Raw genomic sequence first — 14,348 nt, 5'->3', positions numbered from 1 at the left:
GTCAGTGGTGCGCGCGAGGCTTACTTGCGGCCGCTGCCTTTAGCGCCACCCAGCATGTCGAGCTGTTTCGATGGCGTGCCTTTGGGCGCTGCCTTGGCTGCCGGCTTGGCGGCTGGCGCAGGGGCGTGCTTGACGGCGGCCTTGGCTACGGTCTTGCCGGCGGCACTGGCTGGCTTGGCGGCCGGTTTGCTCGAAGGAACTGGCTTTGCAGCTGGCTTGGCCGGTGCCGGCGCGGCGGCTTTCGCCGGTGCTGCGGCGGTGTGCGCCTGTGCGGGCTTGGCCGCTTCCGGCTTGGCTGCCGGTTTGGCCGCCGGCTTGGCTTCCACCGCTTTCACGGCTGGCTTGTCGGCGGCTTTCTCGGCAGGTTTGGCCGGCGCTGCTTCTGGTTTGGCTGCCGGCGCGGCGGCAGGCTTGGCTACTTCGGCAGGCTTGGCGGCAACGGGCGCTGGTGCCGCTGCTGGCGCTGGTGCAGGCACAGCGGCAGGCGCAGGTACAGCTGCCAGCGCAGGCTTGGCTGCGGCAGGAGCGGGTGCGGCGACAGGCGCGGCTTCGTCGAGGCGGGCCTTGGCCGAAGCCAGCAATTCCGCCTGGGTGCTCGAGGCGATGCCGAACAGCTGGCGGCTGTAGGCCAGCACGCTTTCGATGTTCGGTTGCGCCTGGCTGGTGCTGTAGCTGAAGAAGTCGCGCGGGTCCTGCGTTACCAGTAGCTGCTGCGCCGTTTCCGCCGTCTGCGAGATGGCGGCCTTGCCGGCGTTCAGGTTCAGCGCAATGATTTTCTCGGCGCTTTCAAAGACTTTGCTGGTGAGGGTGCTGAAGATTTGCAGCTGGCTTTCCAGTTGCGACTTGGCGGCGCTGGAAAATTGTTCAGGAAGCGGAAACATATTTACTCCTTTGTACGGATTAAAATGCTGGCAAAACGCTCTGCAAAATCCCGAAAACCAGAGTTGGCCGCGTTTTGTAAAGTAGGTAGCGTGCTAAACAGCTGATCATAGACTTTTTATGATGCAACGCAATATGAATATTCTAGCGGTGATTCGAGTTAGTTGAAAGCTATTTTCTCAAGGGCGTGTACCGCGTGCCGGCTCCATTCATGCGCCTGGCAGCATTTGCGGTAAGTTTGCGCGTGCGCAAAGCGTTGTCAGGGAATCTATGGCTACGCTTTTGCCAGTGACTGTATTCTTGCACTGCAACATGCTTGAAAAGATACGATGGCAATGCACTCGAAACACCAGGTACCGTAGTCAACCGAAGGAGTGTCCGCATGGACCTTGTCATCCGCAATGCCAGCCTGCCCGACGGGCGCCGCGCCATCGATATCGCCATCGAGGGCGGCCGCATCGCCGCCGTCGGCACCGCCTTGCCCGTGACGGGCGCGCAAGAGATCGACGCGGCCGGCGACCTCGTCACGCCGCCGTTCGTCGATGCCCACTTCCACATGGACGCCACGCTCAGCTATGGCTTGCCGCGCGTAAACGCCTCCGGCACCCTGCTCGAAGGCATCGCCCTGTGGGGCGAGCTGAAACCGCAATTGACGCAGCAGGCATTGGTGGACCGCGCCCTGCAGTACTGCGACTGGGCCGTGGCGCGTGGCTTGCTGGCCATCCGCTCGCACGTCGATATCTGCGACCCGCGCCTGCTGGCCGTCGAAGCGCTGCTCGACGTCAAGCGGCAGGTGGCGCCGTATCTCGACTTGCAGCTGGTGGCGTTCCCGCAGGACGGCATCCTGCGCAGTCCCGGCGCCTTCGACAATCTGAAGCGCGCGATCGCCATGGGCGTCGACGTGGTGGGCGGCATCCCGCATTTCGAGCGCACCATGGCGGACGGCGCGGAATCCGTGCGCCTGCTGTGCGAATTCGCCTGCGAACGTGGCCTGATGGTCGACATGCATTGCGACGAGTCGGACGACCCGCTGTCGCGCCACATCGAAACCCTGGCCTTCCACAGCCAGCGCCTTGGCATGCAGGGCAGGGTGACGGGATCGCACCTGACGTCCATGCATTCGATGGACAATTATTATGTGAGCAAACTGCTGCCCCTGATCCGCGAGGCGGGCGTGGCGGCCATCGCCAATCCCCTCATCAACATCACCTTGCAGGCGCGCCACGATACGTATCCGAAGCGGCGCGGCATGACGCGCGTGCCCGAGATGCTGGCCGCCGGCATCCCCGTCGCCTTTGGCCACGACTGCGTGATGGACCCGTGGTACAGCCTCGGTTCGGGCGACATGCTGGAAGTGGCGCACATGGGTTTGCACGTGGCGCAGATGACGGGCCAGCAAGCGATGCACGACTGCTTCCTGGCCGTGACGGAAACGCCGGCGCGCATCCTGGGCCTCGATGGCTACGGCATCGCGCCCGGCTGCCATGCGGACTTGCTGATCCTCGATTGCGGCAGCACCGTGGAAGCGCTGCGATTGCGCGCGGCGCGGCGCCTGGTGCTGCGGCGCGGGAAAATCGTCAGCGAAGCGCCGCGCGCGCAATCGCGCCTGCACCTGCCGGGGCGTCCGGACAGCGTGAACTTCCGCCTGGGCCGCTGATACAATCAGCCATCACTTGTTATCGGGAGCACCGACTTGAAAGAAATTGATATCCGCCCGGCCAGCGAAGCCGATTTCGACGCCATGTGGCCGATCTTCCAGACCCTGGTGGCCGGCGGCGACACGTATTCCTTCCCCGCCGATACCACGCGCGAAGCGTGCCACGCCTACTGGTTCGGCCCCGGCGTACAAAGCTTTGTCGCCACCATGGGCACGGAGCGCCTGCTGGGCATGTACAAGCTGGTGGCGAACCAGCCTGGCCATGGATCGCACGTGGCCAATGCCTCGTTCATGGTCGACCCGGCCGCGCAGGGCGTGGGCGTGGGCCGCCTGCTGGGCGTGCACTGCATGGAAGAAGCGCGCCGCGCGGGCTACCTGGCGATGCAGTTCAACTTCGTCGTCAGTACCAACCTGGCCGCCGTCACCTTGTGGAAAAAACTGGGCTTCACGGTGGTCGCCACCTTGCCGCTGGCCTACCGCCACGCGCAGCTCGGCTATGTCGACGCCTACGTGATGTACCAGCTGCTGACCGACCCGATGCAGTGGCCGGCATGAGCGGCGCCGTCACCGTGATCGAGACGCCCCGTCTGCGTCTGCGCACCGCCAGCGTCGATGACGCGGCGTTTTTCCTCGGGCTGGTAAACGAGCCGACCTGGCTGGCGACCATCGGCGACCGTCAGATCCATACCGTGGACGCGGCGCGCGCGGCGCTGGAAACGGGGCCGATCGCGCAGCAGCAGGAACTCGGCTACTCTTTCTATATCGTCGAGCACCGCGCTGACAACGTGGCAATCGGCATGTGCGGCCTGATCAAGCGCGCCACCATGCCGGGCCCCGATATCGGCTACGCGCTGCTGCCCGCGTATTGCGGCCAAGGCCTGGCCTGGGAGGCTGCAGCTAGCGTGCTGCGCCATGCGCGCGACGTGCTGTGCCTGCCGGCCGTATATGGCCTCGTGTCGCCGCAGAACCAGCCTTCGATCAACTTGATCAACAAGCTCGGTTTGCGCTTCGAACGCTTTTCGCGCCAGCCCATCGTCGGCAAGGACATCAATATCTATCGCAAGAGTTTTTCTTAATCTCTATACAAAACAACGCGGCAGGACCTTTACTTGAGGAACAGATCGCGGTCCGGCGCGAAATGCGCGTACAGGGGCAGGAAGGCGCCGCCAACGGCGCGCGCGTCGGAGCCGACGGTGCCGCCGAGCACCTGCGGTCGGGCGATGCCCTCCCAGCTATAGCATTCCAGGGCGCGCTCGACCTGGGCCAGCAATTGTTCGAGCAGGCCGCGGTCGAAGGAGCCGTCGATAATCACCCCCTCCAGGTCGAGCAGGCAGGTGGCGCTGGTGATGGTGAGTGCGATGGCCCGCGCCGCGTCGTCGAGCCAGGCTGCGGTGTGCGTGACGAACGGTTCCTGCAGCGCGCGCCCGTCGTGGGCGGCGGCCGGGTCCAGCCCGGCCAGGCTGTACAACTGCTCGAGGTTGAACAGGGAAGCGTCGCCCAGCAGCTGGCCCGGCGGATGCCTGGCGCCGGCCGTGGCCATGCCGAGCGGCAAGGAGCCGACCGCACCGGCGTTGCCGTGCAGGCCGCTGTGCAAATGGCTGTTGATGACCAGGCCGCCGCCGATGAAGATGTCGACGAAGATGTACAGGAAGTTCTTGATGCTGCGCCCGCGCCCGAGCACCAGCTCGGCGACGCAGGCGGCGGCCGTGTCCTTGGCGAACTCGACCGGCAACGCCGTCATCGCCTGCACGCGCTGGCCGATGTCGATGCTGTCCCACGCGTTGGCCTGCTCCGGCGCCATCTCGAGCAGATTCTGCCAGCCGCCCAGGCCCAGTGGCGCGGCGATGCCGACGCCGCACAGGCGCGGCAGCAACTTCGGTCCCAGCAGCACGGCCATGCTTTTCAGCGCCGACTCGATCTGGCCGAACACGGTGTCGGGGACGGGAAAGGAGTAGGGGAACGACAGGCGCTCGCGCGTCTTGCCGACGAAATCGACCAGCAACACGTCGAGGCTGCGCCGGCCGATCTTGATGCCGATCGAGAAGGCGCCGTCCGGATTGAGCATGATGGGCACCGACGGCTGGCCGACCTTGCCGCGCACGGGCGCGCGCTTGCTGACCAGGCCGTCGTCCAGCAGGCGGTTGATGATCAGGGAAACCGTTTGCGTGCTCAGATTGGTCAGCCGGGCCAGGTCGGCCTTCGGCATGCTGCCGTGCAAGCGCACGGCCTGCAGCACCACCCGCTCGTTGAACTGGCTCATGCCCATCTGGTTCGAGCCGCGCGGCTGCAGCCATGGAACATCGTCGATGGCTGCTTGCGGCGCGCACGCCTCTTCGGTAAAGCTGTCTGACATGGCGGGGCGGGTCCGGTTTCTACAGGCGTAAAAGAAGGACATTTTATTACATATCCACCGCCCCGCCAGTGAAGCTCCAGATGGCTGGAGCTTCCGTGCAGCTTTAGCGCTTGGCCCAGATCGACTTCAAAGGCCAGATGGTCAGCTCTTTCAGTGTTGCCGCGCCGCCCACGGCGAACAGCGCGACACCGTTGCTGGACGGTTGCGGAAAGATCTGGTCGGTCAACACCACCTCGTTGCCCGCAAATACCATTACCGACGAGGTATCGACCACGATGCGCAGGTCCACCGTGCCGGTGCGCAGGGGCAGCGGGGCGGTATGGCGGGCGGCAAAGCTGGCGTTGAAACTGGCGTCGCCCGATTTGCTGCGGTCGATGTAGACCTCGCCCGCTACCGCGTCATAGCCGATGACGGTTTCTTCGCCATTCGTGCCGGTGCGCACCTTCAGGCCAAAACCGGTGGCGCTGCCCGGTTGGAATTTGGCCACGATGTCCAGGGCCTGGCCCGGGGCGGGGGCGATAGCTAGCGTTTGCACGCCGGCGGCCACGGAACGGTCCTGGGCGCTGTACAGCGCTTTGCTGCGCAGCGTACTGAAGTTGTCCACCGGCTGCTGCACCAGCCGCACCTGGCCGGCTATGGTCCGCAGTGTGAATTCCCGGGCGAAGGTCTGGGCGCTGCGCCATGGCGTGGTGGGCGTGTTGCCAGCGTAGTCCCAGTTGCTCATCCAGCCCAGGCCGATGCGCTTGCCATCGGGTATGCCGTTCCAGGTCACGGCGGCATAGAAGTCGGCGCCGTAGTCGAGCCAGTTGGCCTCTTCCTTGGCGCTGTCCGAAAAGACGATATGGTCGACCAGGATATGGCCCCAGCCGCCCGTGTTTTTGTCCACCACCTGGATCTGCGCGCTCTTGCCCCGGTAGGCGTCCACGTTCCAGCTGCGCCAGTTCAGGGTTTCGGCATTGGCGCCGGTTGCGCTTTTGACCACCTGGCCGTTGACCAGCAGGTTGACCGTCGTTTCATCGCTGACGGGCTTGGCCGGCTGGTCCGATGCCTCGAACACGTCGGCAAGGATGTGTCCCCAGGCGCCGTCGTTGTCGTCGATGATGACGATCTGGGCCTGCTGTCCGGCGAACTCGCGCACGTCCCAGTTTGTCCAGTTCAGTTCGGAGTCCGCCCCGGTGGCGCTGCGCACCACCTTGCCGTTGACCTTGAGCACTACCGCCACAGGATTCGGGCTGTCATAGGGATGGTTGCCGCCCCCGACGAGGAAGTTGATATAGGCCCTGGAAATGGTGAAGGTGGGCGACGTCAGGCTGCCCTTGGGCGTGTCGCCGGCACCGAAGAAGGAATTGAACACACCCGCGCCCAGCTTGCCAGCTGCCGCTTGCCGGTCGGCGTCGCTTCCGGCGGCAACCTTTTGCCCCACCAGGTCGCCGGCGGGCGTCCAGCCCAGGTCGGCGTAGGTGGCATTGGCCGGGCCTTCAAAACCGGCGCCCGGGAACAGCAGGGTTCCCGCAGGCACCGTGCCGTCGCCCGCACCGGCCAGACGCGGATGGCGCCCGCCGCCGACCATCAGATTGATGTACTTGCTGGACACGGTAAAGGCGGGCGAGGTGAGCGTGCCCGTGGCGCCGTCATCCTTGCCCAGCCGGTAGGTGTCGAGCAACTGGCTGCCCTGGTTGTCGGCCACGCCATGCGAGGGGACCACGGGCGTCTTGCCTGCAAAGTCGCCCGTCGATGCCCAGCCGGTGGCATCGAAGCTGGCCGCTTCAAAGTCCTGGTAGACGGTGCCCGTGGGAGGCTTCTTGTCGATCACGCTGTTGGCGTCGGCCACAAAGCGCGTGCCGTCGAATTTCCCCACAAAATAATGCGCCCCGGAACCGCCAGCCACCGAGCCGGGGTTGATGTTGATGTTCATCACCCATTTGCGTTTGCTGGCGTCGCCATCGACGGGCAGTTCGAACAGGTCGGGACATTCCCAGATGCCGCCGACCGCGTTGGCCGGGCCAAAGGCGCTCATGTAGGTCCAGTCGCGCAGGTTTTTGGACGAGAACAGCAGCGCCTGGTGCTTCTCCGAGGCCACGGCAACCATGACCCATTTTTGCTCCGGTGCATACCAGAAGACTTTTGGATCGCGGAAATTTTGCCCTTCGGTTTCAAACGGCGCCGGTGGCGCGGCAATCACCGGGTTCGCGGCGTACTGCGTCCAGGTGCGTCCCCGGTCCAGGCTGTAGGCGATCGATTGGGACTGGGTGTTGGGGGCGAGCACCTGTCCGTTGGCCAGCGTTTTTCCTTGCGGATACACACTGGTATAGATGGCCACCATGGCGGGATTGCCGGCGCTGCCAAGGCCGCTGGTATTGTTGGTGTCAACCACCACGCTGCCGGAGAAGAACATTTGCGTGAGCTTGCCGCCAGCATCTTTTTCCGCCGTCAGGGCGACGGGCAGCTCGTTCCAGTGCAGCAGGTCGGTGCTGACGGCGTGGCCCCAGGACATGTCGCCCCAGGTATTGCCGTTCGGGTTGTACTGGTAGAACAGGTGGTATTCGCCGTCGTGGTAGACCAGTCCGTTGGGATCGTTCAGCCAGTTTTTTGCGGCGGTGTATGAGAGCTGGGGACGGTAGGTTTCCAGGTGGCTGGACTGGGGCGGTCCGCTGGTGCTGTCGCTATCGCTGCCGCAGCCCACCAGCAGGGTGGCAAGGCAAGAGGCGAGAACAGGGAAGTACTTTGACATGGTTGTCTCCTTATATTTTATGTTTTATTCCAGCTGCACGTTTCTCAGCCCGCCAGCGGATCGCTGATCACACCCTTCTTGAACAGGAAATTGGCGTACGGCTGCATTTCGCCGGTCTGCACGATGGCGTAGGCGCCCTTGACGCGTTCGTAGAAGGCGAAGCGCTCGACCGCCTCGCATTGCTCGGGCGTGGCGGCGCCGGTGGCGGCGATCTGCTCGAGCATGGTGCGCTGCAGCGCAGACAGGTAGCCGTCGGCGGTGTTGCATACCTTCATGAAGGCGACCGGCTGGTCGACCATGGCGTCGAGCGGAAACACCGACAGCAGCGCCGCGCTGGCGCGCTGCAGGTCGATGCCGGGCAGGCGCGCCAGCGGCTTGCCCTGACCCAGGGTCTGGCTGGTGAAGTTGGCGTCGACCAGCACGACTTCCTCGCCATGGCCCATTTCGCACAGGATCTTCAGCAATTCTGGGCTGAGCAGCGGATCGATTCCCTTAAGCATGGGCTTCCTCCGGAAATTCTTCGGCGCTCTTCGCGCCCGTCATCACTGCCACGGTGTCGGACATGCTGATGTGCTTGGGGTTCAGCACGGCGACGCGCTTGCCCAGGCGTTGCACGTGGATGCGGTCGGCGATCTCGAACACGTGCGGCATGTTGTGGCTGATCAAAATTACCGGCAGGCCGCGGTCGCGCACATTGCGTATCAGTTCCAGTACCATATTGCCCTCCTTTACGCCGAGTGCGGCGGTTGGTTCATCGAGAATCACGACGTGTTTGGCAAACGCCGTGCTGCGCGCCACGGCCACGCCCTGGCGCTGGCCGCCAGACAGGGTGCCGACGGCTTGCTTCATCGAGCGGATGCCAATTTTCAGATCGCGCATATGGGCTTCCGCCTCGGCCAGCATCCGCTTCTTGTCGATGCAGCGCAGGAAGCGCGACAACATGCCCTTGCGCAGCAGTTCGCGGCCGAGGAACAGGTTCTCGGCGATCGTCATGGCTGGCGCCACGGCCAGGTCCTGGTACACCGTCTCGATACCGTAGCGGCGGGCGTCGATCGGCGACTTCAGATGGATCGGCTTGCCGTCGAGCAGCATCTCGCCCTCGTCGGGTACGAGGGCGCCCGACAGGGCCTTGATCAGCGAGGACTTGCCGGCGCCGTTGTCGCCGATCACGGCGAGTATTTCTCCCGGCAACAAGTCAAAATCGGTGCCGTCGAGCGCGGTCACGCTGCCGTAGCGCTTGACCAGGCCGCGGGCCTGGAATACCGGTTGCACATGCGTTGTCATGCTTATCAACCTTTCTTGTGTGTCAGTTGATCGGTGGCCACGGCCAGGATGACCAGGATGCCCGTCACCAGGATCTGGTACACCGAGGACACGCCCATCAAGGTCAGGCCGTTGCGGAACACGCCGACGATCAGCACGCCGACGAGGGTGCCCATGATCGAGCCGCGCCCGCCGAACAGGCTGGTGCCGCCGAGCACGACGGCGGTGATGCTGTCGAGGTTGTCGGTCTGGCCGCCTTGCGGGTCGCCCACGCCCATGCGCGCCACGGACATCAGCGCGGCGATGCCGTAGCACATCCCGGCGATCATGTAGACGCCCAACAAGACTTTATTCGTGGCGATGCCGGTCAGGCGGGCCGCTTCCGGATTGTTGCCGACGGCGTACAGGTGGCGGCCGGGCGCGGTCTCGCGCAAGTACAGCCAGGTCAGCACGTACATGCCCAGCATCAGCACGGTGCCGTAGGTAAAGGTGGCCTGGCCGAGCTGAAAGGTGTTGCCGAAAAATCCCATCGCTTCCGGCAGACCGGTGACGGTCTGGGCCTGCGAATACAGCTGCGTGACGGCGAAGGCAATGTTCATCGTGCCCAGCGTGACGATAAACGCCGGCAGCTTGATCGAGGTCACCAGCGCGCCGTTGATGAAGCCGATCAGCACGGTGACGGCGATGCCGCACCCGATCGCGAGATAGGGGTTCATGCCGAGGTCGACGGCGAATTTGGTCATGATGACCGAGCCCAGGGCCATGGCCATGCCGCAGGACAGGTCGATGCCGGCGGTCAGGATGATCAGGGTCTGGCCGATGGCGATAATGCCGACGACCATGACTTGCTGCAAAATCAGGGAAAAATTCTGGCTGCTGAGGAAGCGGTCGCTTTGCGACGCAAAGAACACGCAGGCGGCGAGCAGGGCAATGACCGGGCCCAGTGCCGAGAGCGGCGGCATAAATGTCGGGATGGTGGAACGCATCTGTTATCCATATTCAAGAGGGGAAAAAGGAGGCGCGCAGGCGGCCGCGCGCCGGCAAGGCACGCAGCCTTGCCGAACGTGGCCGCCTGCGTGGATTTATTTACCCCAGCAGGAGTTCAGGCCGAACGCCGTGTCGCGGCTCTCGATGCCTGCTTGCTGCTTGTCGCTGATCAGGGTGACGCCGGTGTCGACGTAGCCGCTGGCCTTCTTCCCGTTCTTGGCGTACTCGACGCCGGCTTCGACGCCCAGGCCTGCCATGTTCAGCGGATACTGCTGCGCGGTCGCCGCGATGACGCCGGCCTTGACGTCGCGCACGCCCGCGCAGCCGCCGTCGACCGAAACGATCATCACGTTCTTTTCCTTGCCCACGGCCTTGAGCGCCTTGTAGGCACCGGCAGCGGCCGGTTCGTTGATGGTGTACACGAGATTGATGTCGGGATTTTTCTGCAGGCAGTTTTCCATCGCCGTCTGGCCCTTGCCCTGGTCGCCGAAGCTGTCGGCCATGCACACCACGTCGGCGGTTTTCGCCGGCCCGACCGTCTTGGCGCTGATGCCCGGCGCGCCAAAGCCGGCCAGGAAACCGTTGTGGCGGGCTATGCCCACCGGATGGCCGGGGAACAAGTCCAGCATGGCGATCTTGACGGGCTTGCCGGCGAAGGCGGCTTTCGCGTATTGGCCGATCAGCAAGCCAGCCTTGTAGTTGTCGGTGGCGAACAGTGCATCCGTGGCGTCCTGCGGCTCGGTCGGGCTGTCGAGGGCGATCACCAGCACGCCGGCCGCGCGCGCCTTCTTGATGGCCGGCACGATGGCTTTCGAATCGCTCGGGGTGATCATGATCGCCTTGGCGCCGGCGGCCACCATGTTCTCGATCGCCGTGACCTGGCCGGCGTTGTCGCCGTCGGCGCGTCCGGCCGCCGTCAACAGCTTGGCTCCCTTCAGTTTCGCGCGTTGCTGCGCGCCTTCTTTCATCTTCACGAAGAAGGGGTTGGTATCGGTCTTGGTGATCAGGCCGACGATTGCTTCCTCGGCCATGGCGGCGCCGCCGGCTGCCGTCAGGACAGCCAGTGCGATGCATTGTTTGACGTTCATTGTGTTGTCTCCAGAATCTATTTATTTTTTACCGGGAGGCGATTGCCTCGGCCTGGGGGCGGCCGTCAATGCGGTGCCCGAGCCAAATATACGCCCGGCTAATTAATAAATCAAGCGGCTTTATATATTGTGTGTGGTAAAAAAGATCAGCCCATCGCGGTCGGCATGGAGGCCGTTTTGCTGAAAAATAGTATTTGAAAACTCGCCGCTTTTGCAGTGGTGGCAGATGGACTTTGTTTTTATAGTTGGCATACCGGTGGAAAACCGCCGGACTATAAAAATGGAGACGTGTTATGAAAATCATGACTGCTGTTGCATGGGGCACCCTCATGTCCGCCGGGTTTGCAGACGCCTCGGCGCAAAGCTGCTCGGTGCCCGTGATCAAGGTGCTGGCGCAAAAAAGCCTGGGCCTGACGGTGATGGAAAAGACTCTCGCCGAGTATGAAAAGAAAAGCGGCACCAAGGTACAAATCAGCTATTTCGGCGAAAACGACCGCCGCTCGAAAGCCCGCCTCGATGCTTCCACCAAGGCCGGCTCCTACCAGATCTATTACATCGACGAAGCCAACGTGGCCGAATTCGCCACGGCCGGCTGGGTCGTCCCGCTGCTCAAATACCTGCCCAAGGACGCCGACTACGACGACTTCCTGCCGGGCCGCCGCGCCGTCGCCTCGTACAAGGGCGTGGCGTATTTCGCGCCCCTGATCGGCGGCAGCGATTTCCTGTTCTACCGCCGCGACCTGCTGGAAAAAGCCGGCATCGCCGTGCCGAAGACGCTCGATGAACTGGTCGCCGCCGTCAAGAAAATGAATAATCCGCCGAATGTGTATGGCTGGGCGGCGCGGGGCCAGCGCGGCTCGGGCATGAATGTGTGGCGCTGGGCGCCGTTCATGCTGGCCGCCGGCGGCAAGTGGGAAAACAACGGCGTGCCCGCCTTCAATTCGCCGCAGGCCGTCAAGGCCACCACCCTGTACCGCGAGCTGTTCAAGTATTCGCCGCCGGGCGGCGCCACCTACGACTGGAGCAACGCGCTCGAAGCGTTCAGGTCGGGCAAGGTGGCCTTCATGATCGAGTCGACGCCGTTTGCCGACTGGATGGAAGACCCGAAAAAATCATCGGTGGTCGACAAGGTCGGCTATGTGCGTCCGCCAGCGCCGCTGCCATCGGCCGCATATGGCCACGGCCTGGCCATTTCCGCCACCGGCGCGAAAGATGAATGCACGCGCCAGGCGGCCGGCAAGTTCATCGCCTTCGCCACGGGCAAGGAGCAGGAGCAGGCGCGCCTGAAGGACAACGTCTTCAGCGACTACAACCGCACCAGCACCATCAACAGCGACTACTTCCGCAAGCACGTCAAGCCGCAGATCCAGGCGGGCCTGACGGACACCACGCCCGTCTCGCGCGTCACCATCTGGCCCAGCCCCGAGTGGCCGGACATTGGCGACAACCTGGGCGTAGTCTTGGAGGAAGTGTTTACGGGCACGCGCGGCGACGTGCAAAGCGCGTTGGATGAGGCGAATGAGTATGCGACCGAGGTGATGCAACGGGCTAAGAAACGTCAGTAAGCCCGTATCGCCGACGACTCCGCTAGCTTAAATCAGGGGTCAGACCCGGCGGGTCTGACCCCAGCTCTTGCTTTTGGGGTAAAGCCAGCGCTTGCATCTTCACGTCTGAAAGCCATCCTATGCCACACACCATCCATAAAAAACGCCACACCTGGCTGCCGGCCGTCTTCCTGACCTTGCCGCTGCTGGTCCTGCTGGTACTGGGCCTGGTGCCCAGCATCGCCGCCATCAACCTGGCCCTGCAAAATCGCGTGCTGCGCTACAGCGACAGCGATTACGTCGGCTTTGCCAATTTTCTCCGCCTGTTCGGCGACCGCCGCTTCGTCAATGCCGTGCAGGTGTCGGCCATCTGGGAAGTGGTGACTGTGGCCGGCTCGCTGATCGTCGGCGTGCTGCTGGCCGTGTTCTTGTTCGAGAAGGTGAAGGGACGCACGCGTGACATCATCGCGCTGCTCTTGATCGTGCCCGTGCTGCTGCCGCGCGTGTCGGCCGCCTTCATCTGGAAGTTCATGTATTCGCCATTGATGGGCATCCTCAACTGGATGCTCGAATGCGTTGGCCTGGGCGGCACGGCCCTGCTGTCCGATCCCGCCACCGCCCTGTACGCGGTGGCCTTGGTCGACATCTGGCAGTGGGGCCTGTTCTTCGGCGCCGTCATCCTGAAGCTGCTGGAAACTCTGCCCGGCGAACCGCTGGAAGCGGCGCGCCTCGACTACGCCAGCACGCTCCAGGTGTATGCCTACATCGCACTGCCCATGCTGAAGGTACCCATCATGAGCCTCGTCTTCATCAAGATGGTCGAGTCGCTGCGCTCGTTCGACCTGATCTACGTGATGACCAAGGGCGGCCCCGGCATCTCCACCGAAACCCTGGACATGTACGCGTATGCGCAGGGCATCGGCTTGATGGGCAAGGTGTCGTACGCGTCCAGCATGGCCGTGCTGATGATGCTGGCCACGACAGTAATATTCACCCTGCTCTGGAAGCGAGTCGCCAAATGGGAAAACTGACTATCCGGCGCGGTGTGGACCATGCCGCCACCACCGCCATTACTACCGCGATTATCCTCGTGGCGCTGTTCCCCATCCTGTGGGCCGTGCTCAACTCATTCAAGGAGCTGATGGACATCGTCACGCCCGTGCCCCGCTTTTTCTTCAGCCCGACCCTGGCCAATTACAAGCAGGTGCTGGCCAGCCCCGAAGTGCTGACGGGACTGGGCAACAGCGTGGCCATCGTCGGCGTCGCCGTGCTGCTGGGGGCTGTGCTGGGCGTGCCGGCCGCGTATGCGATCGCCCGCTATCCGATCCCGGCCAAGAAGGATATCCAGTTCTTCCTGCTGTCGCTGCGCTTTTTGCCACCTGTCGCCGTCGCCATTCCCTTGATCTCGATCTGGATCGACCTGGGCCTGTACGACTCGCGCCTGTCGATGGTGGTGACGTATCTGCTGGTGACCCTGTCGACCATCATCTGGCTATCGATTCCCGCGTTTGCCCGCATTCCGAAAGAGATCGAGGAAGCGGCCGCGCTCGACGGCTACGGCCCTTACCAGGTGTTCTGGTACGTGGCCCTGCCGGTGGCCTCGAAAACCCTGATGGGCGGCATCGTCTTCAGCTTCGTGCTGGTCTGGAATGAACTGATGATCGCGCTGGCGCTCACCTCGTCGAAAAGCATGACCCTGCCCGTGGTGGCGTCGGCCTTTACCTCGATGGGCCAGGAAGTGCCGTGGGGCGTGGTGAACGCTTCCACCGTGCTGCTGGCGCTGCCGCCGCTGCTGTTCGTCGGCATCCTGGGACGGCTGCTCAACTCCATGCTCAAACATAAATAA

13 protein-coding genes are annotated in these 14,348 nt (G+C 63.6%); 6 read left to right on the top strand and 7 right to left on the bottom strand.

All coding sequences use genetic code 11. From position 1 onward, the window contains the following. Positions 1-20: 20 nt before the first annotated feature. Entirely contained in the window at positions 21-881 is an 861-nt protein-coding gene (locus tag AC54AG_RS02475) for a phasin family protein (protein WP_496629414.1), read from the bottom strand. Between the two features lie 380 nt (positions 882-1,261). Here AC54AG_RS02475 and AC54AG_RS02470 point away from each other — a divergent pair, with 380 nt between their 5' ends. From AC54AG_RS02470 to AC54AG_RS02460, 3 genes are read left to right on the top strand one after another with little or no spacing between them, the layout of a single operon-like run. Beyond that, on the top strand, positions 1,262-2,536 hold the full coding sequence (locus tag AC54AG_RS02470) for an amidohydrolase family protein (protein WP_496629413.1): 1,275 nt from the start codon (positions 1,262-1,264) through the stop codon (positions 2,534-2,536). A 36-nt stretch (positions 2,537-2,572) separates the two neighbouring features. After that, complete coding sequence (locus tag AC54AG_RS02465) at positions 2,573-3,091, top strand: GNAT family N-acetyltransferase (RefSeq protein WP_034747283.1); 519 nt, start codon at positions 2,573-2,575, stop codon at positions 3,089-3,091. Then, a complete protein-coding gene (locus AC54AG_RS02460; protein ID WP_070301383.1) occupies positions 3,088-3,612 on the top strand; it encodes a GNAT family N-acetyltransferase in 525 nt (174 codons plus the stop codon). Before AC54AG_RS02465 ends, AC54AG_RS02460 begins: the two co-directional genes overlap by 4 nt. A 29-nt stretch (positions 3,613-3,641) precedes the next feature. On the opposite strand, the gene AC54AG_RS02455 is transcribed toward AC54AG_RS02460, so the two are convergent. The 6 genes from AC54AG_RS02455 to AC54AG_RS02430 all read right to left on the bottom strand — a co-directional run bounded on the left by AC54AG_RS02455 (position 3,642) and on the right by AC54AG_RS02430 (position 10,958). Then, a complete protein-coding gene (locus tag AC54AG_RS02455; protein WP_496629412.1) occupies positions 3,642-4,889 on the bottom strand; it encodes an ROK family transcriptional regulator in 1,248 nt (415 codons plus the stop codon). A 103-nt stretch (positions 4,890-4,992) separates the two neighbouring features. Beyond that, positions 4,993-7,620, bottom strand: coding sequence for a GH32 C-terminal domain-containing protein (locus AC54AG_RS02450; protein ID WP_496629411.1), 2,628 nt, complete (start codon positions 7,618-7,620; stop codon positions 4,993-4,995). A 44-nt stretch (positions 7,621-7,664) separates the two neighbouring features. Next, on the bottom strand, positions 7,665-8,120 hold the full coding sequence (locus AC54AG_RS02445; protein ID WP_496629410.1) for an RbsD/FucU family protein: 456 nt from the start codon (positions 8,118-8,120) through the stop codon (positions 7,665-7,667). After that, positions 8,113-8,904, bottom strand: coding sequence for an ATP-binding cassette domain-containing protein (locus AC54AG_RS02440; protein WP_496629409.1), 792 nt, complete (start codon positions 8,902-8,904; stop codon positions 8,113-8,115). The genes AC54AG_RS02445 and AC54AG_RS02440 overlap by 8 nt, the downstream gene beginning before the upstream one ends. 5 nt (positions 8,905-8,909) lie before the next feature. Beyond that, a complete protein-coding gene (locus AC54AG_RS02435; protein WP_496629408.1) occupies positions 8,910-9,869 on the bottom strand; it encodes an ABC transporter permease in 960 nt (319 codons plus the stop codon). A 96-nt stretch (positions 9,870-9,965) separates the two neighbouring features. Next, positions 9,966-10,958: a sugar ABC transporter substrate-binding protein gene (locus tag AC54AG_RS02430; protein WP_456150849.1), complete on the bottom strand. Its 993-nt coding sequence runs from the start codon at positions 10,956-10,958 to the stop codon at positions 9,966-9,968. A gap of 293 nt (positions 10,959-11,251) precedes the next feature. Between AC54AG_RS02430 and AC54AG_RS02425 the strand changes: the two genes are divergently transcribed. The 3 genes from AC54AG_RS02425 (at position 11,252) to AC54AG_RS02415 (ending at position 14,348) form a co-directional block, all read left to right on the top strand. Beyond that, positions 11,252-12,523 carry an ABC transporter substrate-binding protein gene (locus AC54AG_RS02425; protein WP_070301390.1) on the top strand — a complete coding sequence of 424 codons (1,272 nt, stop codon included), beginning with the start codon at positions 11,252-11,254 and terminating at the stop codon, positions 12,521-12,523. A 119-nt stretch (positions 12,524-12,642) separates the two neighbouring features. Beyond that, entirely contained in the window at positions 12,643-13,533 is an 891-nt protein-coding gene (locus AC54AG_RS02420) for a carbohydrate ABC transporter permease (protein ID WP_058048862.1), read from the top strand. Continuing rightward, positions 13,521-14,348: a carbohydrate ABC transporter permease gene (locus AC54AG_RS02415; RefSeq protein WP_319990861.1), complete on the top strand. Its 828-nt coding sequence runs from the start codon at positions 13,521-13,523 to the stop codon at positions 14,346-14,348. The genes AC54AG_RS02420 and AC54AG_RS02415 overlap by 13 nt, the downstream gene beginning before the upstream one ends.

This window comes from Janthinobacterium sp. BCJ23, assembly GCF_059617945.1.
This window is presented reverse-complemented; position numbering and strand designations above follow the sequence as displayed.